This is a genomic window from Limnothrix sp. FACHB-1083, from assembly GCF_014696485.1.
Lineage (GTDB): Bacteria > Cyanobacteriota > Cyanobacteriia > CACIAM-69d > CACIAM-69d > CACIAM-69d.
The window spans coordinates 36,188-58,702 of record NZ_JACJQD010000003.1 but is presented as its reverse complement, the minus strand read 5'-3'; the positions used below and the strand labels follow the sequence as shown (position 1 = coordinate 58,702).

The window sequence follows — 22,515 nt, the reverse complement described above, 5'->3', positions numbered from 1 at the left end:
TAAACCTATGGCTAGTGCGTCTTCTGTGGTAAGTAAACCGGCGGCGGCAGAGGCAGTGCAGTTGCCCTTCGATGTCAAGCAACAAATTGAGTTCCTGCACCTGCAAGCGGATATCGAGTCCCTGTTGCAACAGTTGCAAGCCCTTTCGCGGCAGCGTCTCGACTCCTAAGGTTCTTTGCTCCGTTAGGTTGGTTATCCGCCTAGTTCAGTCCATCCTGCGATCGCGGCTTTGGTTCGTTCAATACCCAACTGTGGGTCTGCCATGCCTGCTCAACGCTTGAGTGATCGCCCTGGAATACTGTGCTAGGCGGTTTATTTTTTCACCTACGCAAATTGGAGTCCACCTCCAAACAGCAAATCCGAAAGATCCGGCGGAGCAGCTCGGAATCCTTCGGATTTTGGGAATGATTTTGGATCTGTTTAGATCTCTATTTGGATCTATTTGGATCTATTTAGATTTGCCTGGCTCTACTGAGAATTTCTGAGCCAGAAGCCCTAGCGCTGGTCGATCGGCTCTGGCGCTGGTTGGTCTTGGGCTTCGGAGTTGGGGTTGGGGGCGATCGACTCTGCGGTAACCGTTTCCGTTTGCACGGACTCCTTGCGCACCGAGAATCCCCAAATGAAGGTGATGGCGATGAAACTGATCGTCATCCAATCGGGCGGAACCCAAAGATCGACCCCCAAGGCTCCCTCGATCGCCTTCAAAAACAGACGTGCACCGACAAACCCAACGGTGACATAGCCAGCGGCCGCCAGGTTTTCATACTCATCCAACCAACGGATAAACAGCCCTGCCATGAAGCGCAGGGTGATGATTCCTAGGGTTCCCCCCGTCAGCACCAGCCAGGTGTGGTCAGAAATGGCGATCGCGGTGGTGACGCTATCCAGGGAAAAGGCCAGGTCGGTGAAGGCAATGGTGGGAACGGCTTGCCAAAGATTTTGGAACCGAAATGCCTTGTGGCCCTCGCCGTCGTCGTCATTTTCCCCCGTGAAAAACTTGAAGCTGAGCCACAGGAGATAGAGGGCCCCCACCATTTCAATTTGCCAATAGCGGATCACCCAAGTGGCAAGCAAAATCAGGGCAATGCGCAGAATGAAAGCTGCCACTAGCCCAAAATTTAGGGCCCGGGTGCGTTGTTGGGGATCCTGCAATCCTTGGGCGATCGCAGCGAGGGCGATTGCGTTGTCTGCCGAGAGCACGGCCTCCAACGCCACCAACACCAATAACAACAGCGCGGTGTCAACGCCAAAGCTGGGGTAAAAGTCGAGGAACTGATCGAGCATTTCGGGCCAATGGTCTGATGGCAAATTTTGCAACTCCTACTAGCCTAACGCTGTTATTACGCCTTGTAACGAACCTATTCCTGAATTGAGCCGGGTGGTTGAAAGTAGTGAAGTCAGTCCCTTTAACATCTGGAGTCTTTAGAGCGATGCTTTCGGATACGCAAGTTTACGTCGCCCTAGTTATTGCCATCATCCCCGGCATTCTGGCTTTCCGCCTTTCGACCGAACTGTACAAGTAAGTTCGAGTCCGTTCGAGTCCGTTGATCGGCAGCTAATCGACAGCTCTCGATCATTGAGTTCTTGGTCTTGGGGGGCGCGATCGCGAGCCTGTTCAAGATCGGTTGAGCAAACCCCCAGTGGCGATCGCGACCGGGGGTTTATCATGTTTGGCGGTTGATCCCTGGCGGGCGATTGGGTGGCTGATGGGTTCTGAGCAAAACGTTCTTGAAGAAAGCACTCATCAAGAAAGCGTCCATGAACAAACCGCTGATGAACAAACCGCTAGTGGGGCGGAAATACTGAGGGCGATCGAGCCAGCGCGTTACCCTAGAGGCGAAAACCATCAAGAATTGTGAAGCCTGAGGAGTTTGCTGGATGTCTTCGCCACCTCCGAACTCGATCGCCCCGTCCTCGTCCGCAGCGGATCCCCAACCCCCGATCGCCCCAGAACTCCCCCTCCCCAAAACCTACCGAATTTCAATTTTGATTCGGCTCACCCTGGTTTTGCTTTATGGGGCCCTAACCCTTCCGCTGCCTTTTCTGACCCAGGTGAATGGGGCAGCCAACGATCCGAGCATTTCCCCAAGCATTTCGCCCTCGACACTGTGGGTTGGCCTGGCGATCGGGCTGGTGTTGTTGTGGGGAGCCTTGTCTGAACAGGTGGAGCTAACCACAGAAGGGATCCGCGTCACCTATCCCGTTTGGTTTCGCTGGCTGATTCGCAAGGGTTGGTTTTTGCCCTGGAGCGATATCCAAGCGCTGAAACCCAAAACGACCGGTCAAGGTGGCTTGGTTTACTACTTCCTGAGTCGATCGGGCGAAGGTTATTTGCTGCCCATGCGGGTTGCGGGCTTTTCCCGTTTGGTGAAGCAAGTGCAAAGACAAACGGGCCTTGATATGCGTGATGTCAGGCCCTTGGCGCAACCTTGGATGTACATTGCCCTGCTGGGTTGCGCCCTATTGCTATTGCTATGCGATGTGTGGGTGATTGCCACCTTGCACCAAGCCTAGGGGCACGGCAGGTCAAAAGGGCCAAGTCAAATTTTCTTTAACTTTTGCCCTGCTGAGCTAATCGCTGAGGAGTTACTAAGTGTTGGTTTTGTCGAGCACCCCGTTGAGGAAAATATCAGCAATGCCTTCAGCCATTTCCTGAAGTTCTCGGGGGGAAATATTCGGCTCCATAATTGTCAACTCGCTGAAGCCAGCGATCGCGAACATGCCCAAAAAGACCCGCGCAATGATGCGGGGATTCATGGGGCGATAAATTCCCCGATCGATCGCAGTTTGGAAAAAGGCTTCGGTCACATCCATCATTTTGGCAATCACCTCCACCTGGATCCGATCGCGCAATTCTGGGTGAAATTGAGCTTCCATGAAACAAACCCGCATCATGTCGGCGTTTTGCTTCAAGTTGCTCATCCGCTTGCGCATCACTTGCGAGATGGCTCGATAGCTGGCCATTTCGCTGAGTTCCATCAACAGGTCTGTTAGGATTTCGACCCAACCTTGGGTGGCAATTTCCACCAAAATCGATTTTTTGTGATCAAAATGCCGAAACAGGGTTCCTTCGGCCACGCCAGCCGCCCGGGCCAGATCGCGGGTGGTGGTGGCATCGTAACCCTGGCGGGCAAATAGCTGCTGAGCCGCTTGCAGAATGCGGGTGCGGGTTTCAGTTTCAGAAGGGGATGGGCGGTGAGCGATACGCAGCATGGCTAGGACTCCTTGGACGCAAGCCAGTGGGATTAGGGGTGCAAAAAGGGGTGATCGACCATTAGGAAAAAAGATGGGTGAACAACAGAAGGTCAAGAGAAAATGGCAAGGGGCTAATTGATCGCTATTGTCAACGGGGCCAGGGGATACTGGGTCTGGGATTAAGGGAACGTTATAAAACTGATCCTTTGCCTACCGAAGTTCATGATTCCGTAAGTTTCGGCCGATGGCTTTGAATTACCCATGAAATCCGGCGGCTCGACTATGCTGGAAGCTGCTCGCCAGCTTGGGTCACCAGGCTGGTGTTTCAATCAAGGCAATATTTCTTTAAATTTGCCTGAGGCGGGTGCGGCTGTTCTCCACCTTTAAACGCTCTTTGAACGCGATCGGCACTGTAATTCTCACTTCAACATATACCCACGATTGGCAGGCATGTTGTCAGGCATAAATCACGGCAAATGGCAGCAGTTAGGGCGATCGGGCGATCGCTCGGCATTGGTGCATCATCTGGGACAAGTCCTGCGGGATCAGGGTTTGGGCCTTGTCCGGGCGATCGGGCTGGTGGCCGGTTTGGCGGGTCTCACGGGATCCCTGTGGTTGGGTTCCGGTGTGGTTTCGGCGGCCTGGGCCCTGGACACATCGCCATGGCTCTCTGCGCCATCCATGGCGACTGTTGCCCCCGATGCTGCTGCTAACGTCATTTCTACTTCCCCCACGTCTGAGCCGACGAGCGGCCCGGTGGTTAGCAACGTGATCAGCAAAGACGTAACGACGGCGGGGCTGAATGGCCACTCGGCCACAGCCAAGGCCGCATCGATTAAGCCCTACCTCGATCGGGTGCAACAGCAAATCACTGAATTCACCCTCAAGAACGGGATGAAATTCATTGTGCTGGAGCGTCACCAGGCTCCGGTGGTGTCCTTCATGACCTATGCCAATGTGGGCGGTGCGGAAGAGCCGGACGGCAAAACAGGCGTGGCCCACTTTCTGGAGCATTTGGCTTTCAAGGGATCCAGCCGGATTGGCACAACGGATTTTGAGTCAGAAAAGGCGATTCTCGATCGAATGGATGCCTTGATGGCCCAATACGAAACGGTGCGCGACCAGGGCAAAACCGCCGAAGCCCAACAACTGCGCCAACAGTTGCTGGCCTTGGAACAGCAGGCCCAACCCTTCGTGAAACAAAACGAGTTTGGGCGGTTGGTGGAACAGGCGGGCGGCGTGGGTCTCAATGCCACCACTTCTGCGGATGCCACGCGCTATTTCTATAGCTTTCCAGCCAATAAGCTGGAGTTGTGGATGTCGCTGGAGTCAGAACGCTTCCTGGATCCGGTGTTTCGGGAGTTTTATAAGGAACAGGATGTGATCCTGGAAGAGCGCCGGATGCGCACGGATAACTCCCCGATCGGGAAGGCCGTGGAAGTGTTTTTGGAATCAGCCTTTAAGGTTCATCCCTACCATCGGCCGGTGATTGGCTATGACGAAGACATCCGCAACCTGACCCGGTTGGATGTGCGCCGTTTCTATGAGGCCCATTACCCGCCCAATAATCTGACGGCGGTGGTGGTGGGGGATGTGGTGCCGACGGAGGTGAAGCGGCTGGCGGAAATTTATTTCGGTCGATTCCAACGGCGACCCCTGCCGAATTTGCCAATTCCGGTGGAGCCGCGCCAAACAGCCACTCGATCGGTCAATTTGCAGCTTGAATCTCAGCCTTGGTACTTGGAGGGCTATCACGCACCGGCCAAGACGGATCCCGATTATGTGGTCTATGAGGCGATCGCTAGTTTGCTGTCGGATGGGCGCACTTCTCGCCTTTATCAGTCAGTGGTGCAGGAGAAGCAATTGGCCCTCTCGATCGCGGGTTTATACGGGTTTCCGGGCGATCGCTACCCGACGCTGATGCTGTTTTATGCCCTGAGTGCGCCGGATCATTCTGTGGATGAAATTGCGGTGGAACTGCATCGCCAACTTGATCGCCTGAAAAATGAGCCGGTGAGCGAGGCGGAACTAGAGCGCGTGAAAACCCAAGCCAGGGCCAACCAACTGCGGGCGATCGACTCCAACAGCACCATGGCGGCCCTGCTGGCGGAATATCAAGCCAAAACGGGCAATTGGCGCAATTTGTTTGCGGAGCTAGATCGAATTGGTTCGATCTCGCCGGCCGATGTGCAACGGGTGGCTCGCAAGACCTTCACCCCTGAAAATCGCACGGTGCTGAAGCTATTGCCCAAATAGCCTTTGGGGCGATCGGTTGAGGAGGCTGAATGGCGCAAAAGTTGCCCATTCAGTCACGATTCAAGAGCGCCTAGCCAGCAGCGGCGATTCAACAAGTGGCGATCTACAAAGCGGCGATCCAAACGCTGTCGCCCAATAGCCAGCATTCCAACATCCAGGATCCAGAATTCAAGATCCAGAATTCAAGATCCAGAATCGAGAACAAAACGCAAGGCGCAAGGTTCATTGAGGGTACAGAGTAGCCATGAAGGTTTTTCGTTCGATCGGAGCGCGCCGTTCCCCGCACCAGTTCGCAGCCCAGCCTCGGCGTGATCGGCGTTGGCGCTGGCTAGCCATTGCCCTTTTGGTGGGGGTGTTGGTGTTGGGAGTGCGACAGCCGGCCGTGGCTGATACCCCCAGGCACTACACGGAGTTGCAATTACCGCCGCCGCCGGAGGTGAAGCTGCCGGATTACGATCGCTTCCAATTGCCCAACGGCCTGACGGTCTATTTGGTGGAAGACCATGAACTGCCCTTGGTTGGGGGCCGAGCCATTGTGCGGACGGGATCCCGGTGGGAACCGGAAGACCTGGCCGGCTTGGCCGACGTGGTGGGGGATGTATTGCGATCGGGGGGCACTCAGCAGCATGATGCCGCCACGTTGGATCAACTCCTGGAAGACCGGGCCGCCTCGATCGAGTCCGGCATTGGCATTGCTTCCGGTAGTGTCAGCTTCAGCGCCCTCAGCGAGGATCTGGAGTCGGTCTTCGGCTGGTTCACGGAAGTGTTGCGATCGCCCGCCTTTGCCCCGGAAAAAATTGCCCTCGCCAAAACCCAACTGCGGGGGAACATTGCCCGGCGCAACGACGACCCCGACGGCATCGCCAGCCGTGAATTTGACAAATTGCTCTACGGAGCCAACAGCCCCTACGCCCGCACGGTGGAATATGCCACGCTCGATCGGATTGATCGCCCGGCTGTGGAGTCGTTCTATCGGCGCTATTTCGTTCCCCAGAACATCATCTTGGGCATTTCCGGGGACTTCGATCGCACAGCCATGCGCCGCCTGATCGAAGCCCGCCTGGGCGACTGGCAGCCGGGCCCCAACCGTGAAAATCCGCTACCCGCCGTCAGCCAAGTGCAGACCAGCGGCGTATTTGTGGTCGATCGGCCCCAGCTCACCCAAAGCTCCGTTGTTCTGGGTCACCTGGGCGGCCTCGTCAGCAACACCGACTACCCCGCCATGGCCGTCCTCAATGATGTGCTGAATGGCTTTGGGGGTCGCCTGTTTAACGAACTGCGATCGCGCCAGGGTCTTGCTTACTCGGTCTATGGCTACTGGAGTCCGAATTATGACTTTCCTGGCACTTTCCAAGCCGGTGGCCAAACTCGCTCCGAAGGAACTGTGCCCCTAATTCAAGGCTTAAAGGCAGAAATTGCCAAAGTTCGTAGCCAACCAATTAGTAATCAAGAGTTGAATTTTGCCAAGGAATCAGCCCTCAATTCCTTCATTTTCAACTTTGCTGACCCGTCTCAAACCCTCGGCCGATTGATGACCTACGATTACTACGGTTATCCTTCTGATTTTATTTTCCGCTACCAAAAAGCCGTTCAAGCTACCACTATTGAGGATGTGCAGCGGGCAGCACAGACTTATCTAAAACCTGATCAATTAGTGACCTTGGTGGTGGGAAATCAGAAGTCAATTCAGCCACCACTCAATCAATTAGGACAGCCGGTAACCGCTTTGGATGTCGCAATTCCCGGTGTACCAACTGGCCGCAATTCTTGACCTATTTGGTTCACTCAGCCTGAGTTGCAACCAAAACTGTAGTGTTACCAAGAACCACAGGGGCAAGGGGCTTAAGCCCCTTGTCTGGTTAGGTCGATTTGAGTTGGTAGCGTATCAAGTTTGATTGCTCAAGTTCGATCGCTCAGGTTTGGTTCTTCAGCGCTTCTTTGAGGATTAATGAGCTGAATCAGTTATGGTTAACCATTGGGAAAACGGTTGGGCAAATTGCTCAAGGCTGAGGCAATGAATCCGATCACTCTGGGTTGCCTGGGCGCGATCGCCCTCGGTGTTATAGCCCCAATTGGCTAGGAATAATTCCACTTGATCCAAGGCCGGCTCTTGGATCACTTTATTCAGGGTTGGCAGCATATCTTCCACAAACCAAATATTAGACTTTTGCCCAATCCACTGCTTTAAGGTGCTGGCTTTCGGTTGCCGGGTTGCCTTGCCAAAGATTGCCAAGGATTGATGATGAACCCCTGCCCGATCGAGCAGTTGCCGCACAAACCGCTCTTCCTTGGTGGTAATAATCACAACCTCTAAAGAAGAGTAGGCATTAGCTGGATTGAGCCAGGTTTTTAATTGCTCAATCACCCCTGGAAAAAAGCGATGCAACGCCAACCAGCCGTCCAAATCTTCTTGAATCCATCGATCGCGGTTGCTGTCTAATTGTTGTGAAAGTTGGGCCGCTGTTAATTGATCGCGTTGCACAATGGTCTCCGAAATCGATCGCCAATGGGATTGGATTTCCGCGATCGATTGCCCATCCACCAAGGCTTGAATTAAAACGGGCATTTCCCAACCTGTTTCGATTACGGGCCGGAGCCGATAAAACGATTCCGCTAGCTCTGGGGCGATCGGGTCAGCGAATTGCCACAGTTCCTGATGGGTTTTGCGAGCAATTTCAAAATATTCCAACAGTCCATCACAGAGCACCCCATCAAAGTCCAAAGCTAATAAATCGGGTGACAGGATGGGTTCAGAACTAGAGATCATAGGTTGATTGGCTTAATGCTAATTGGGGCAAGACTAGTTAAATTAATACCAAGAGTCGTGATTTACAAATCAGCAATGTCATCGGCAGAACTGGGCAAAGCCGCTCCACAACGACGGCAATAACTGGCATCTGGGTCATGAAAAATTAGGCCGCAGCGATCGCAAGCATTCCGAATTTTATCGTTGGTGTTCACAAAGCTCTTGATCAAGTCACTAATTTGCCAAGGAATAATGGCAATTCCTGACAAAATCATCAAAACAGTGACCAATTTTCCCACCTTGGAAACGGGTGTAATATCGCCATAGCCCACGGTGGTCATGGTCACCACCGCAAAATAAAAGGCATCTAGGAAATTTTCAATGACGGTAGGATTTTTGGGATGTTCAACCTGATAAATCAAGCCAGAATAAATAAAAACAATGGAAAAAAGAGTAAACAAAATACGAGTGATAATCAGGCGATCGTCCGCCGCCAGCCATTGGGGAAGGTAGCGGCGATCGAGAAAGCGCACCAGGCGTAACACTCGAAACCACCGCAACAATCGCAAAAACCGTACATCCCAAAACCCAATCAGCAGCGGCGCGATCGCGATCGCATCAATGATCGCGTAAGGACTAAAAACATAGCGCCACTTCTGTTCTGCGCACCACAGTCGCAGGGCATATTCCACCGCAAACACCCCGGCTAACATGCGGTTGCCTACGGTCAAAACCATCCGCAATTGATCATCAATCGTGAAGGTTTCAATTACGAAGGTCACGGCCGACAACAGAATTGAAACGGCAATGGCCCCATTGACCCAACGGCTCAGGGGCGTTTCCAAATCATCCAGAACTGCGATCACTCGCTGTTGAATGAGAGTGCGCGATCGCCCTGCTTCTACTGCCGTCATGGGGCTAGTTGGCGGCGGCGGAATCACTATTTCCGCCATTCCCACCGCCTTTGGTCAAGTCCTCAAGGGTGTTCAAAATCAACCGCTTGGCTTGCAAACGCCATCCCCACTTTTGCACCGTCCAGGCGGCCAAGGTTCCGGCAATCACAAACACAAAGGCGGCCGGCTGTTCCATGGACACACCAATCAGCAACCCAAGACCCGTCACCCCCCAAAAGGGCAGGGCGATCGACTGGCGCTGTTTCTCCACAAACTCCGCCAATTGTCCCCCTTCAGCCAACTCCGCTTTTAATTGCTCCTTGGCTTGGCGTTGTTCGGCAGCCGAGAGGGTCAGACCAATTTTGCGGCGCAATTTTTCGACCTTGCGGGCATCGGTGCTGAACTCAGTGAGTTCGTCTTCGGCCATCACAATCAAACGTTCAACGGAATTCATGATCTCGGGGTGGAATTTAAATCTGGGGTGGAATTTAAGGAGTTGGCAGCCTTGGGGAGCCATGGGAACTGAAAGCCAGCAACATAACCCAAGCCTAGGATCGACAATAGTGCAACTTGCGTGCAATTGGCGGGCAATTGACTTGTCCCCAGCGGGCAACCAAGCCACCTTTAGGCAAGCTTTGGGCGATCGGGCCCGGTTCCGGCCCGGAAGGCCCCAGCCAAGCCATAATAGAAGCCACTGCCCAAAGTGAGTGCTCGCAAGCGTTCCAGCGAACTGAATCCGCAACCGCGTTATGACTGACTGGCTGACCGATGCTCGTAACCGACTGACTGAGGCGATCGCCCGCTACCGCGATCGGGTGGACTTTTTGGCCATCCGCCTCGAAGAATCTCAGGGAACCGATATTCTGCTGCGCGGGGGTCGCCTGGAAACCCTCAGCGAAAGCGTGGCGATCGGGGGGCAAGTGCGGGCTTGCCACAAGGGCGGTTGGGGCTTTGCCAGCTTTAACCGACTGGATACCCTTCTGGAACGATTGGAAGAGGCGATCGCGGCGGCCCATCTGGTGGGGGATGATGAAACCCTCCTGGCTTCGGTCGCGCCGGTTCAGACCACCTGCACCTTGCCCTTGGCCGGCACTGATCCCCGGCAGGTGTCCCTCTCGGACAAAAAGGCCCTTTGCGACCACTATGCAGAAATTTTGCGCGCCGTTGACGGTCGCATCGCCACCACGATGGTGCGCTACGGCGACAGCACCCAACGCACCCTGCTAGCCACCTCCGAAGGCACAATGCTGGAGCAATCCTGGGTGGATATGGAGATGCGGTTTGCGGCCACGGCCCGCAATGGCGAAACGGTGCAAACGGGCCGGGAAACCACCGGCTCCCGCAACGGCTATGAAGACCTGACCCAATTAGATGACCAGGTGCGCGGGGCGGCCCGGCGGGCGGTGGATGCCCTGTCGCTCCCTTCGGTGAAGGCCGGAACCTATACGGTGGTGATTGACCCAATCTTGACGGGTTTGTTTGTGCATGAGGCGTTTGGGCATTTGTCCGAAGCCGATATGGCCTACGAAAATCCCGATTTGCTGGAAACCATGAGCCTGGGTCGCCGCTTTGGCCCCGAAAATCTGCAAATTTTTGATGGTGCTGCACCTGCCGGCCATCGGGGCAGCTATGCCTACGATGACGAGGGCACACCGGCCAGCACCACCCAATTGATCACCAACGGCGTGTTGACCGGGCGGCTCCATTCCCGGGAAACGGCAGGCCGACTGGAGGAACAACCCACGGGGAATGCCCGCTGCTTGAACTATCACTACGCCCCGATCGTCCGGATGACCAACACTTGGATCGAGCGTGGCGAAACGCCCGCAGCGGAGTTGATCGCCGGGATCGAAGAGGGGGTTTATGCACGCAACTGGTTGGGCGGCATGACCAACGGCGAAATGTTCACCTTCACGGCCGGCGAGGCTTGGATGGTGCGCAACGGCGAACTGGCCGAGCCGGTGCGGGATGTCACCCTGTCGGGCAATGCCTTCAAGACCCTGGCAGATATTGAGGCGATCGGGGACGACTTCTATTGGGATGAGTCCGGCGGTTGCGGCAAGGGCGGCCAAAGTGGATTACCGGTTGGTTGCGGTGGCCCCAGCCTGCGGATTCGCAATGTGGTTGTGGGTGGTGAAGCGGCCTAGGGGCTGTCGTTATCGCCTAGGGGCAGGCTGAAGCGGCTGATTTTTCATGCCTCGATCACATCGTAGACAAGGGGCTTAAGCCCCTTGCTGCTCACGGTCTCTCAACGGCAACATCAGGATTTTGGGAATTTGGCAACGGTTCCAAGGCCTTTGGGTTGCCAAAACGGCTCTCCAAACCTGATTGAACGTTTTAGATTTGTCGTGCCACCACTGTCTATCAGTTTTGGCTTGAGTTAGGAATCGCTTAAGGATGCAATCGCCGATGGTCGCCACAGCAAGGGTTAGCAGCGGATCGCCCACGGGTTACATGGCTCCCGGTTGGGCAGAGGAATATCGATCGCACCGAGCCCGGTTGCTGGAAAAAATCGGCTCCGGCGTGGCCATTTTCCGCAGTGCGCCCCATGCGGTGATGCACAACGATGTGGAATATAACTACCGCCAGGACAGCGATTTTTATTACGTGACCGGGTTTGATGAACCAGCGGCCGTAGCGGTGCTAGCTCCTAACCACGAGGAACATCAATTCATCTTATTTGTGCGTCCTAAGGATCGGCTGGCGGAAACTTGGTCGGGCCGGCGGCTGGGGGTGGAAGCGGCCAAAGAGGCGATCGGGGCAGACGTGGTTTACCCGATCGAAGAGTTAACCGCCAAGCTGCCGCAATACCTGCAAACGGGCGATCGCATCTTTTACAGTCTGGGTCATGATCCCCAGTTCGATGCGCAGATTCTGGATCTGTGGAAACAGCAGCGCCGGAGCTATTTCCGCAAAGGGCGCGGCCCGGTAGCCCTCGAAGACCCGATCGCCCGCCTGCACCAACTGCGAAACATCAAGTCCCCGTTGGAACTGGCGGCCATGCGCCAAGCGGCCGACATCGCCGCCGAGGCCCACCAGCGGGCCATGGAGATGGCCCGGCCCGGCGTTTGGGAATATGAAGTGCAAGCGGAACTCGATCGGCTTTGTCGATCGCGTGGTGGTTGGGGGCCGGCTTACCCGGCGATCGTCGCTGCCGGGGAAAACGCCTGCATCCTGCATTACGTGGAAAACAACTGCCAACTTCAAGATGGCGATCTGTTGCTGATCGATGCCGGTTGCGCCTACGGCTACTACAACAGCGACATCACCCGCACCTTTCCGGTGAATGGCCGCTTCAGCCCCGAGCAACAAACCCTCTACGAGCTAGTGTTGGCGGCCCAGATGGCGGCGATCGCAGCGGTCAAACCTGGTGATCCCTACAGCAACGTCCATGACGCGGCCCTGAAAGTCCTGGTTGAAGGTCTACTAGACTTAGGGCTGATGGTCGGCAGCGTAGAACAAATTATTGAAAAAGAACTCTATCGCCCCTTCTATCCCCACCGCACCAGTCATTGGCTGGGATTGGATGTGCATGACGTGGGGGTCTACACCTATGGCGATGATCCCTGCTATCTCCAGCCGGGCCAGGTGCTGACGGTGGAGCCAGGCCTCTACATTGCCCCGGACATCGAACCGAAGCAGCCCGGCGAGGAAGATGATTGGCCCGCTCAACCGGAAGTGCCGGAACAGTGGCGCGGCATTGGGATTCGGATTGAGGATGATGTATTGGTGACCGAGGGTGGCCATGACGTGCTGACGGCCGCTGTGCCTAAACAGGTTGCTGATCTGACTTGGGGCAATGGCTAGGCGGAAGCCAATCAGGTTGGATGGACGGGCTGATCGCTCCAGTGAGGTAGCTGGTCCGTTCGACTTGGAATCTGTCAAGCCCTAAAATGTAAAGAATTAAGAAAAACTTCTGATTTCCCGATCGATCCAGAATCGCGGATGGGTACGTTTGGGCTAAGTGCTTAGATCTTCCCTCAAGCCCTAGGCGATGCTCCGGTTTGGTTGCTCCCCTGAAGCGCGACACTTCAAGGCTGCAAGCCGATAATTTTTGGGCGGTTCAAGCACAGCCACCTGGCGTGGTTGGGATGGAACCGATTCGGAGCGCCGCCGGTCTAGGGACAGTGAGTCATGTTGGGGTAGCGAGAAACCGTTCTGAGATTGACGGTCACTCTCCAACGCCCCGCCCTTTGCTGTAATGGGTGTGTTTCGGGTCAGTTTTTCAAGAACTCTCAGGCCAAGTTGGTAGAGCCAATATGATGATCCTGCGGCGGCTAGTTTTGGCTATTTCGTTCCAATTGGGACGAACGATCGCGCAGTTCCAGCGACTGTTGCATCGTCGAGGGCGATCGGGCGATCGACCCCAAATCCTGGCTTCTAATCCCTATTGGCGACGGCTGCGATCGCAAGCGGGCTTCGTGTTGCCAACCACGGCCCTGTTGCTGGTGGTGGTGGCCCTTACGATTACTGCTCTCTCGTTGCGCACCCTCAACCGCACGGATCAAGTCGCAGCCGATCGGGCCCAAAAGGTGATCTACAACGCCGCCACCCCCGCAATCGATCGCGCCAAAGCCAAACTTGAAAAACTCTTTACCCAAGACCCTCGCCTAACATCCAACGGCGCACCATCTGAGAAGTATTTGCTCAGTATGTTGCTGAACAAAAACTTGACTGGTAACGAATCATTCGATTCAACCTTTCCGCCAGAAGGACTTGAGCAGAGCTACACCTTTCCTGGGGAAGACCAGATTGATATAAACGGGGATGGAGAAAAAGATCCAGCTTGGAAATTTCCAGTTGATACAAACGGGGACGGGCAAGAAGATGCAGACGTTGCATATTCTCTAATCTTCAATACACCGTCTCCCAACTCTTCGGGAAGGCTAGAGTTTAATATGAGCAAGGCTGCCCTGCAAGAGCGGGTTGCAGCGCTGCGAACTCGTACGGGGCCTTTGATTCAACAGGAATCGGACGAAAGTCCTTGTAACCTCGCGGGTCGTCTGAGTGCCGAAATCTTGCCTCCCATTGAAGCGGGCTGGTATCAAGACCAAAAGAAAACATCTACCCTTCGGAAGAACTTCCAGGTGGATGCTGTTGTAATTCCAAAGCGCAATACTGCTCGGTCAGGGGCTGGAACCAACACCATTGCAACCCTTGAATTCCAGCAAGACCGGATTGTGGAAAAAGGCAATAAATGGGGAGCTTGGTTCCGTAATGATCTAGAGCTGTTTTCAGGTGCTGCCTTCAACTGGAATGGTGCGATGCACACGGAAGGCTCGATGTTTTTGGCTGGGGCTAACAACCCGACGCGCCTATTCTGGGTGAGCGCCCCTTCATCTTGCCTCTACCAAGATCCCGAAGCTTCCAGCATTAGCGCCTCGCCGGAAAATCCTGAAGGCAATGCTTCAGTAGAAACCTGCAAAAACTACACTGGCGAGGGAATTTGCAAAAACTTCAAAGGAGATCTAATTTCCAGTGCTGTTTCGGGCCCCCGCAGCAACTTTGGAGGTAATCCAAGGGTCTCGATCGACTATCGAGAAACTAGCGGCCGTGTGACCCCAGGCAATCTCAATTTCACGACCGAAACGGATTCCGTGAACTTTGGAGGGAAAGCGATCGATCTCGCCTTAGACCCACTCTTGCTCTACACCCAAGATGCCAGTGTTCGGCGCAGATCGGGCAAGGTACGCGCTGACGGCTGGAACACGGCTGAGGGAGCGGAATATTCAACCAGATTCAGCGGACAGGCTGTTCCTAAACCTTACCTAGACGACTTCTATCGGGCCGACAATCGCTATGGCCCTCGGCCAACCTACGGTCGAACCTCAGAATTGAGGATACCCGGCACCAAGAAGGTGGGTGACAACATTACTGACAGTCAACGTGACCGCTTAACCCGCAACACCAATACGGAGCAACCGGCAGAAGTGGGAGCAGATGGCTATTGGGAACGCCGTGCCATCAACGAGGGGACTCGGATCATTACCGGTCAGCGCCTAGAGCTGGAAAATCCCCTGGAAAATCCTCTGGGCTATCCCTCTCAAGCGGATGAATTTGATGCAGCAACGCCGCTTCAGGCCTTACAGCGTCGTAGCTATAAAGATAATCCGGCCGCCGTCCAAGGCACGTTGCTTTTTCACAAGGGTGTTGGGCAAGGGGTAAAGCCGGTGGCTGCCTTGACGAGTACTGTTCACCCGGGGACTCCCGACACCCTGAAACAGTCGGCAACCTTTGAGAAACTCCCTGTCACGGCTGGTGTCAAGACCAAACCGGAATGGACAGCCTTTGGGGAGCGCTTTGGAGACGAATCAGAGGAACTTGCGATCGACTTTTTCCATGGCCGCGGCACGAATGGTTGGGAAATGGATGTGGATCGGCTCAATGAGCTGGTCAGTGTTAGCACTGGCCCCACCAGCACCCCGGTCAATTTAAACGCGACCTTGCGGAAAGCTTTGGAAAACCTGGCGACCTTTGCGGGGGACAAGGATGGTGCATTTCCCGCCAAGCAGGAAGCAGGCAAAACTCACCCGCTCCCGCAGTTGGTGAAGTGGGGCGACTTTAGTAATTTGCGTCGGGCCCTCTATGACACCAACAACAGTCCGGCTGATGCGACCACCCAGCAGACTGCGGCTTTGAGTACTGGAATGTTGGCTTACAACATTGCCTATTTGGATGCGATCGACTACAGCGATCCGGACTTCCAAACCACCGTTCTCGATAAGCTGGCGGAAGCCCTCGGCAAAATTGGGGACAACGATCCAGCCTGGAATAAAAAGGAAGACCCCTCCCGTGCGGATTGGCTCTCGGGAGCACGCACCGACAGCGCCAATGACCGCAAGCTGGGACGGGTTGATATTTTTCGCCCCGGAGACACCACGGGGCCCTTCTCTGTACGGGTTTATCCAGGAAACTCCGGGCTGCGCAGTCCCTCTGACTTCAATAGCCGTAATCAGGAGGGTGCAGATTTTGTGGAAGTGCAGTTGGCTAGCCTCAAAACCCAGGGCGGCCAACCCCTGGCTAGTCCGCCCCTGCTGAAGCGGATTCCGGCTGCGGATCCGGCCCTGAAACCTGGTGAGAATCCGTTCGCGGCGACCACGGCTTCCACTGATTTGGTGACACCACTGGTTCCTCCGGAAGCCTATGTGGCGGCCTTGGCAGATAAGAGCACGAGCGGAGCGGCCCTCAACCGTTTGGACAGTAACCCCCTGAAACCCACCGAGTTGCAACAATGGGCCAGGTTAATTGCACTCCGAGAGCAAATCCAGCGCGATCGCACCTTTGGCTTTGCCACCCACTTCGGCCGGGTCAAAAACACCGCTGGCAGCATCCCTGCGGAAACCGCCAAACATCACTACAGCTACACCGTCCAAAATGACCTGACCCCCACGCCGCCCTCCGGATCATTAACCGTCGGCTATGCTTTTGGCGGCCGGGTGTATGAGCAAGCCAAAACCTATGAGTTTGGTTGCGATTTCAGCAAGACAACGGGAAATAACTACTTCGGCTACGGAGTTCCTGGAACGGTTGCGGAAGAGAAGCGGTTCTTGCACCTGGCAGGTACTCTCTGCCCCGTAGAACCCGAATATCCTGCGCTGTACTACCTGTTCCCGCGGCCCCTGTCTGAAGACTTCATCGCTCACGATGCGGATGGAGATAAAACGCTGATCCCCGACTTGGAAGTGGGCACTGCTACCCTGTCTGTGGAGGTAGACCATGCCCAACCTAGGGCTACGGATCCGTTCTATGCGCCTTACGACAAGCTGTATTTCGATCCCTATCTGACGGTTGCTCAGGGTAATTTCCAGGTGCTGAGTGATAAGGATCTGGAGTCAATCATTATCAAGCCTCGGAAAGTGGCCGATTGGCTGCTACCTGTGGACGACAATCTCACGCCAACGGGTAGTTGTACCAATTCGGCTCCTAACTGCTCCCAGATGCTGTTTGTGGCAGTGGACAACGATGGGGCCAAAGCAGACAAGGCGATCGAGTATCACCGGGTTGCCTTCAAGGATGCAGCCTTGATGGACGGGCGAGAGCGCCTCGTAGAGCGGGTGCTGGATATTGATATCGACATGCTGCGGCAAAAAACCTACGCCCCATCTGCCCTCGGAGATCTGTGGTTGACCTTTGGCAACCTGAAGAAGAACGAGGTAGGCGGCATCGTCTATGCATTCCGGGAGGACAATACCCGGGAAGATGCGATCGAGCGATCTCCCTCTACCACCTGGTCAAGCTATAACCTAGACACCGAAAGTGCTCGCATGAGCATCGGTCGTGGCAACCCCTTGGGGCAAGATCCGCCGATCAGCGACGTGACCGGCATTAGTCCTAAACCCGTGGACTACTACGCCGATCCCGATCGACGACCCCATGGGTTCCGATTGATCAACGGTGCTTTAGTAAGGCGCGAAGGTGGCGGGGATGAGAAGTCCAACATTGCCGGGATGTCCTTCATTACAGATAACCCCTTGTTTGTGAAAGGTGACTTCAACCTGCACCGAGTAAGCGGTGTCATGGTTGAAGAATTCAAGACCCTTCTGAATCGCGACAACTACGGCAACTTCTACTCCCGTGGTAGTCGCAGTCCTCAGGATGATCTGAATACTCAATTTGCACGTCTTGGGGTAGATACATGGCGACCCGTGGAATTGCTAGCAGACTCGATCACGTTGGTCTCTAGTAACTTCTGCGACGGCAGTGTTCGAGATACCTTCCTCAATGCCTCGCCCAAACTTGCAGATTGGTATGGTTGCCAGCGGGTTGGCTCGCTTTCTTCTCCCACCACTTCGTTCTATGCCCAAAACCGTCCCCTAGAAATGTCCGATCAAGAACGGGATTTGGTGCTGGATTGGTGGCATGAAAACCGGTTTGACTTCACCAGCTCTGTGGCAGTGGATTACACTGGCAAGCCCCTACAGCGAATCAATGAAGACGCTGCCCGTCCAGAGTTTGGACGACCCAATCCCTACACCGGTAACTACCAAACAGTTCCCTTGGGCCAACGCTATGGTCGTGGCGCAAATGGTGTGTTACCCGGTGCGAGCACAACCGAGGCGAATGCCATCTTTATCAGCGGTATTGGCTCCAGCCGCGAAAACCAGAGCTATGGCGGTTTCCATAACTTCCTCCCCATGCTGGAAAACTGGGGCGGCAGTAGCTCCAGCCAGTCTCAAACCATTTCGGGAGCCTTCTTGCAGCTAAACTTCCGCACGTCCTCAACAGGCCCCTATGAGCATGATGCCTGGGAAATCAATCAGCGCCCAGTCGGCGGCCAGGATGATATTCCCTACTACCAGACCCCAAGACGACTCTGGGGCTACGACGTGGGATTGCAATATGCTCCAGTGGGCCCCATTTCCAGTCGCTTTATTACGATCGGGAATACGCGCAGTGAGTTCTATAACGAACCGGAAGCCGGTGATCCTTACATCTGTGCTTTACGACGTTCAATTGAGACCACCCCTGATGGTTGCTGATAATCTGTCCCGATGAACTTGCGAGGCTTACCCGTCATGTCTAACGCCGCGTTCAATTACTGGGTTCGCCGCTGGCGCAGGCAGTCCCAAATCTCAGGCTCAGAATCTGGGCTGACGTTGCTCGAATGCATCGTGGCCTTGGTGATGATGTCTGTGGTGGCGGTGGCGATCACGCCTCCCCTATTTCTGGCAACAGCCTCGCGAGTCCAGAGCAATCGGGCAGAACAGGCCATTCAAGTGGCTCAGGGCGAAGTGGACAAAGTGCGCGTCACCATGGAGCGAGGAGATTTTAGTAATAATTTGTCTCTGCTGCCCCAAGAAAGTAGTAGCGGAGCCAGTGAGTTTGAAAAAACGCCAGCACCTTCGGGAGTTCCCGATTTAAAAAATCTGGAGTCTACTCGAAATAGTTGTGACAAAGGCGTGCCATTTGTGGGCGCTTTGGAGTTGCGGCCTGTGGATGTGGATGGCGATTGTTTGCCAGATTTTGCTGTTCAAACCTTTCGAAGTGCTGCCTCCGATAAAACCGCGATTGAAGGTGCGGCTGGCTTAGTTCCCGTGGCTTTTCGGCTTGGGGTGCGAGTTTGGGCTTATCAACCCATCCGGAGTGGAACTCAGCCCCTGGACATTAAAGCCGCTTCTCTGCAATTAACCAGTGGCACGGGTGAGCAGGGAATTAAGCCCTTGGCAGTGCTCTACACACAACTGGCCGTTTCGGACACCAAAGGTGCTTACGAAAAAATGTGTTATCTCCTCAACGGGGGGGCTGAAGACTGTAAGACGAAAACGAGTGGTGGAGAAACCCCATGATTACCCTTCAACGAGTCCTCAAACGAGTTAAGCGTCGTTACCAAGCATTTCAGCTACCTCATGGCCTTGCATTTTTAGGTAAACGCAAAGGCGCAATCCAAAACCGTCAGCTTGATTCAACCCAAACATCTGGATTTACGCTGATCGAATTGTTGATTTCAGCGTTGATTGCAGGGCTGATCATTTCAGGCTTGTTAGGGATTGTGGTGGAGCTGGTTTCGACCAATCGTCGAGAGTTGGCGCGATCGGAAACCATGCGTGATATGGGAATTGCTGCGGAGTTCATGAGTAATGAACTGCGAGAGGCGATTTATGTCTACACCGGTAAATGTCTATGGGAGGGGCAATCTTCTCCCGGGCAAACTGATTATTGTCCAGGTCTATTCGGTGGTGATGGAGGCTTGGAATTACCAAATGATAGTAGCCTTCCACTGATCGCCTTTTGGAAGCTCGATCCGCTACCTCATCCGTTACCTTCTGAATGTGAATCAGAATCTAAGTGTAAGACATATCAGTTGTCGGGTAGGACGTACACTTTGGTTGTTTACTTCCTGGACAAAAGTAATAAGAACAAGATATGGGACGGTCGTGCTCGAATTTCTCGACTTGTTCTCAAGCGGTTTGATCACAGGGAAGAATTTAATGACACCTTCAATGATCCCCTAGATGCAGGCTTAGGCTTGACTTTGCAGACTTGGCCAAAAACGGCTGAAGGCAACACACCACCAAACTCAGGTGAGCCGGATTTTGATCCATTACAGGTGCTGGTGGATTTTGTAGACGATACGCGGGATCAAACGCTGAGCGCAGAGCGGGAATGTCCTGCCCAGTATGAAGTTACGCCTAGTCTTGAGTCATTAACGGGGGATTTTGAAGGGGTTCGCAGTGTCTATGCCTGTGTGCTGGACGAAACTGGAGCAGTTAGTTTGCAACAGCTCCAGAAAAACGAGGGTAACCAGAACCAAAAGGTGATTTTGGCAGTTCGCGGTAACCCAGAAGGGCGCTATGGTTTGGATCGGCGGAGTTGCTCTCAGGATGATCCGGCGGCTGGGGAAAAGAATTTGAGTACGGAGCTGGGTAAAGAGACTCAACAGACGACCTGTCGGCTGGCGGCCGTCAAAACTGAAGTTTTGAACCGAGGCACGGTGAACAAGGTTCCGTCGAAGCTGCTGCAATAGCCAGCGGGCTGCCTGTTGGGCATCTGCGAAGGTTGCCTCGCTGAGAGGATAAACGTTTTGAAACCCCGACGAATGAAGGGATTGAGGCGATCGCGCGGTTTCCTGACATGGCGTGATCCCAGAAAAATCTAGGGCATTTGCGATCGTATTGCCATTTTTTAAGTTATTTTAAGTAAAGAACGAGTTAACACTCGTCTGACTGTTTAAAGCGCCCAATTTTGCCTAATCTGCCCCGCTTGCTCGGGGGGCGATCGTGCGGTTAGGGTCAACACGTCATCCCATCAGAAAGGACGTATTGACTCTGCGGCAACACAGACGACCGCTATTCAAATAAGATTCCCAGCCGTGCAATCTAGATCGTGCTGCGGGTTTTCGGGGCTAACTGCGAGATTGGGTTTTGGTTGTTCATCCGTTACGAAGCGTACTCATGACCCTTTCCTTCCAAAGCCTCGGCCTCTCGGAAACCCGTGCTGCTCATCTGGAAACCCTTGGCTTTACTGAACCCACCCCCATCCAAGCACGCGCGATTCCCGCCTTGCTCGAAGGAAAAGATGTGGTTGGCTTGGCTCAAACTGGAACTGGCAAGACGGCGGCCTTTGGGCTGCCCATGCTGGAGCAGATTGATGATGCCAATCGCACTGTTCAAACATTGATTCTGGCCCCAACTCGTGAGCTGGCGTTACAGGTTTCCCAGGCGATCGAGAAGTTTGTGGGCCCTGGTTCTCGTTTGCGAACCGTGACGGTCTACGGTGGCCAATCGATTGATCGGCAAATTAGCCAACTGCAACGGGGCGCGCAAATTGCGATCGGCACGCCCGGTCGGGTAATGGACTTGATGGATCGCGGTGCTTTGCGCCTCGACCAGGTGCGTTACTTTGTGTTGGATGAAGCCGATGAAATGCTGAATATGGGCTTCATTCAGGACATTGAAAAGATCTGTAGCTCGCTGCCCGCCGAGCGCCAAACAGCTTTCTTCTCCGCAACGATGAGTCCGACAATTCGTCGTCTGGTGGCGAACTTCCTGAAGGATCCGGTGTTTGTGACGGTGGAGCAGCCCCAAGCGACTCCCACCCGAATTGAACAGGTGCTGTATACGGTTCCCCGGGGCTGCAACAAAATTCGGGCCTTGTTGCCGATCCTGGAGCTAGAAGATCCTGAGTCGGCGATGATCTTCGTGCGCACCAAGCAGGGAGCTGCGGAACTGACCGTGCAACTGCAAGCGGCTGGCTACAGCGCCGATGAATATCATGGCAACCTGAACCAAGCCCAACGGGAACGCCTGATCACGCGCTTCCGTCGGGGGCAGTTGAAGCTGATTGTGGCGACGGATATTGCTGCTCGGGGTTTGGATGTGGATCGGGTGACCCACGTGTTCAACTTCGATCTGCCCGATAACCTGGAAAATTACGTTCACCGGATTGGTCGGACGGGCCGCGCAGGTCGAACGGGGCGTGCGATTACCCTGTCTTACAGCCTGGAGCGTTACCGGATTCGGCAGATTGAGCGGCACACGCGCCAATCGATGCAGCCGGTGAATTTGCCGACCCGTGCCGAGATTGAAGCGCGCCGGATCGATCGCCTCAAGAACCGGGTTAAGGAAGCGCTGACCAGCGATCGGGTGGCCTCGTTCCTGCCGATTGTGTCGCAACTGGGTGAGGAGTACGATCCTCGGGCAGTTGCGGCGGCGGCGCTGCAAATGTTCTACGACATGGAACGGCCCGCTTGGCAAGTTGAAGGGGTCTTTGGTGACGATAACTTTGAAACTGAGCGTCCCGAACGGGGCGATCGCGGCGGCCGAGGCGATCGCGGTGGCCGTAACTACGGGGGTGGCTCCCGTCGTCGGGGTGCTGGTGGGGGTGGCGATCGCCGCCCGAACCCCAATCGTCCCCGCCCCGATGCGCCGGTGAAGATGAACGATCGCAACCGTTTCGCTCCCGTCGGCGAATAAAAGCTCAGAGTCT

General features: G+C 54.7%; 16 protein-coding genes. 11 read left to right on the top strand and 5 right to left on the bottom strand.

Annotated elements, in window-relative coordinates:
• Nucleotides 1-7: 7 nt before the first annotated feature.
• Nucleotides 8-169 carry a hypothetical protein gene (locus H6F46_RS04460; RefSeq protein ID WP_190353726.1) on the top strand — a complete coding sequence of 54 codons (162 nt, stop codon included), beginning with the start codon at nt 8-10 and terminating at the stop codon, nt 167-169.
• A 326-nt stretch (nt 170-495) separates the two neighbouring features.
• On the opposite strand, the gene H6F46_RS04455 is transcribed toward H6F46_RS04460, so the two are convergent.
• Entirely contained in the window at nt 496-1,284 is a 789-nt protein-coding gene (locus H6F46_RS04455) for a TerC family protein (RefSeq protein ID WP_190353725.1), read from the bottom strand.
• Between the two features lie 146 nt (nt 1,285-1,430).
• Here H6F46_RS04455 and psaM point away from each other — a divergent pair, with 146 nt between their 5' ends.
• Together psaM and H6F46_RS04445 are read left to right on the top strand one after the other, a co-directional pair.
• Nucleotides 1,431-1,523, top strand: coding sequence for a photosystem I reaction center subunit XII (gene psaM, locus H6F46_RS04450; RefSeq protein WP_099535010.1), 93 nt, complete (start codon nt 1,431-1,433; stop codon nt 1,521-1,523).
• A 355-nt stretch (nt 1,524-1,878) separates the two neighbouring features.
• Nucleotides 1,879-2,514: a hypothetical protein gene (locus H6F46_RS04445; RefSeq protein ID WP_190353724.1), complete on the top strand. Its 636-nt coding sequence runs from the start codon at nt 1,879-1,881 to the stop codon at nt 2,512-2,514.
• Nucleotides 2,515-2,589: 75 nt separating this feature from the next.
• Here H6F46_RS04445 and H6F46_RS04440 read toward each other — a convergent pair whose 3' ends face one another.
• Nucleotides 2,590-3,213 (bottom strand): TetR/AcrR family transcriptional regulator, encoded by a 624-nt coding sequence (locus H6F46_RS04440; RefSeq protein WP_199291392.1) that lies wholly within the window; start codon nt 3,211-3,213, stop codon nt 2,590-2,592.
• A gap of 432 nt (nt 3,214-3,645) precedes the next feature.
• On the opposite strand from H6F46_RS04440, the gene H6F46_RS04435 reads away from it, so the two are divergent.
• The gene (locus H6F46_RS04435; RefSeq protein ID WP_242027781.1) at nt 3,646-5,451 is read left to right on the top strand and encodes a pitrilysin family protein; all 1,806 of its coding nucleotides are present in this window, start codon (nt 3,646-3,648) and stop codon (nt 5,449-5,451) included.
• Nucleotides 5,452-5,695: 244 nt separating this feature from the next.
• The gene (locus H6F46_RS04430; RefSeq protein ID WP_190353723.1) at nt 5,696-7,222 is read left to right on the top strand and encodes a pitrilysin family protein; all 1,527 of its coding nucleotides are present in this window, start codon (nt 5,696-5,698) and stop codon (nt 7,220-7,222) included.
• 174 nt (nt 7,223-7,396) lie between these two features.
• Here the strand turns inward: H6F46_RS04430 and H6F46_RS04425 are convergent, their stop codons facing one another.
• The 3 genes from H6F46_RS04425 to H6F46_RS04415 form a co-directional block, all read right to left on the bottom strand.
• Nucleotides 7,397-8,218: an HAD family hydrolase gene (locus H6F46_RS04425; protein WP_190353722.1), complete on the bottom strand. Its 822-nt coding sequence runs from the start codon at nt 8,216-8,218 to the stop codon at nt 7,397-7,399.
• 62 nt (nt 8,219-8,280) lie between these two features.
• A complete protein-coding gene (locus tag H6F46_RS04420) occupies nt 8,281-9,111 on the bottom strand; it encodes an ion transporter (RefSeq protein WP_190353955.1) in 831 nt (276 codons plus the stop codon).
• A gap of 4 nt (nt 9,112-9,115) precedes the next feature.
• Nucleotides 9,116-9,544, bottom strand: coding sequence for a hypothetical protein (locus tag H6F46_RS04415; RefSeq protein WP_190353721.1), 429 nt, complete (start codon nt 9,542-9,544; stop codon nt 9,116-9,118).
• A gap of 295 nt (nt 9,545-9,839) precedes the next feature.
• Here H6F46_RS04415 and H6F46_RS04410 point away from each other — a divergent pair, with 295 nt between their 5' ends.
• The 6 genes from H6F46_RS04410 to H6F46_RS04385 all read left to right on the top strand — a co-directional run bounded on the left by H6F46_RS04410 (nt 9,840) and on the right by H6F46_RS04385 (nt 22,502).
• Nucleotides 9,840-11,237 carry a TldD/PmbA family protein gene (locus H6F46_RS04410; RefSeq protein ID WP_190353720.1) on the top strand — a complete coding sequence of 466 codons (1,398 nt, stop codon included), beginning with the start codon at nt 9,840-9,842 and terminating at the stop codon, nt 11,235-11,237.
• Nucleotides 11,238-11,544: 307 nt separating this feature from the next.
• A complete protein-coding gene (locus H6F46_RS04405; protein WP_190353954.1) occupies nt 11,545-12,897 on the top strand; it encodes an aminopeptidase P N-terminal domain-containing protein in 1,353 nt (450 codons plus the stop codon).
• 476 nt (nt 12,898-13,373) lie between these two features.
• On the top strand, nt 13,374-18,569 hold the full coding sequence (gene hpsA / locus H6F46_RS04400; protein ID WP_190353719.1) for a hormogonium polysaccharide biosynthesis protein HpsA: 5,196 nt from the start codon (nt 13,374-13,376) through the stop codon (nt 18,567-18,569).
• A 36-nt stretch (nt 18,570-18,605) separates the two neighbouring features.
• Complete coding sequence (locus tag H6F46_RS04395) at nt 18,606-19,376, top strand: prepilin-type N-terminal cleavage/methylation domain-containing protein (protein ID WP_099533939.1); 771 nt, start codon at nt 18,606-18,608, stop codon at nt 19,374-19,376.
• Complete coding sequence (locus H6F46_RS04390; protein ID WP_190353718.1) at nt 19,373-20,554, top strand: PilW family protein; 1,182 nt, start codon at nt 19,373-19,375, stop codon at nt 20,552-20,554. The genes H6F46_RS04395 and H6F46_RS04390 overlap by 4 nt, the downstream gene beginning before the upstream one ends.
• 427 nt (nt 20,555-20,981) lie before the next feature.
• Nucleotides 20,982-22,502, top strand: a complete 1,521-nt coding sequence (locus H6F46_RS04385) for a DEAD/DEAH box helicase (protein WP_190353717.1) — start codon at nt 20,982-20,984, stop codon at nt 22,500-22,502.
• Nucleotides 22,503-22,515 lie beyond the last annotated feature (13 nt).

Coding starts and splice junctions, on each gene's coding strand:
- H6F46_RS04445 (WP_190353724.1), top strand. CDS start 1,879: ATGTCTTCGCCACCTCCGAACTCGATCGCCCCGTCCTCGTCCGCAGCG.
- H6F46_RS04390 (WP_190353718.1), top strand. CDS start 19,373: ATGATTACCCTTCAACGAGTCCTCAAACGAGTTAAGCGTCGTTACCAA.
- H6F46_RS04395 (WP_099533939.1), top strand. CDS start 18,606: ATGTCTAACGCCGCGTTCAATTACTGGGTTCGCCGCTGGCGCAGGCAG.
- psaM (WP_099535010.1), top strand. CDS start 1,431: ATGCTTTCGGATACGCAAGTTTACGTCGCCCTAGTTATTGCCATCATC.
- H6F46_RS04425 (WP_190353722.1), bottom strand. CDS start 8,218: ATGATCTCTAGTTCTGAACCCATCCTGTCACCCGATTTATTAGCTTTG.
- H6F46_RS04460 (WP_190353726.1), top strand. CDS start 8: ATGGCTAGTGCGTCTTCTGTGGTAAGTAAACCGGCGGCGGCAGAGGCA.
- H6F46_RS04415 (WP_190353721.1), bottom strand. CDS start 9,544: ATGAATTCCGTTGAACGTTTGATTGTGATGGCCGAAGACGAACTCACT.
- H6F46_RS04405 (WP_190353954.1), top strand. CDS start 11,545: ATGGCTCCCGGTTGGGCAGAGGAATATCGATCGCACCGAGCCCGGTTG.
- H6F46_RS04430 (WP_190353723.1), top strand. CDS start 5,696: ATGAAGGTTTTTCGTTCGATCGGAGCGCGCCGTTCCCCGCACCAGTTC.
- H6F46_RS04420 (WP_190353955.1), bottom strand. CDS start 9,111: ATGACGGCAGTAGAAGCAGGGCGATCGCGCACTCTCATTCAACAGCGA.
- H6F46_RS04455 (WP_190353725.1), bottom strand. CDS start 1,284: ATGCTCGATCAGTTCCTCGACTTTTACCCCAGCTTTGGCGTTGACACC.
- H6F46_RS04435 (WP_242027781.1), top strand. CDS start 3,646: ATGTTGTCAGGCATAAATCACGGCAAATGGCAGCAGTTAGGGCGATCG.
- H6F46_RS04385 (WP_190353717.1), top strand. CDS start 20,982: ATGACCCTTTCCTTCCAAAGCCTCGGCCTCTCGGAAACCCGTGCTGCT.
- H6F46_RS04440 (WP_199291392.1), bottom strand. CDS start 3,213: ATGCTGCGTATCGCTCACCGCCCATCCCCTTCTGAAACTGAAACCCGC.
- H6F46_RS04410 (WP_190353720.1), top strand. CDS start 9,840: ATGACTGACTGGCTGACCGATGCTCGTAACCGACTGACTGAGGCGATC.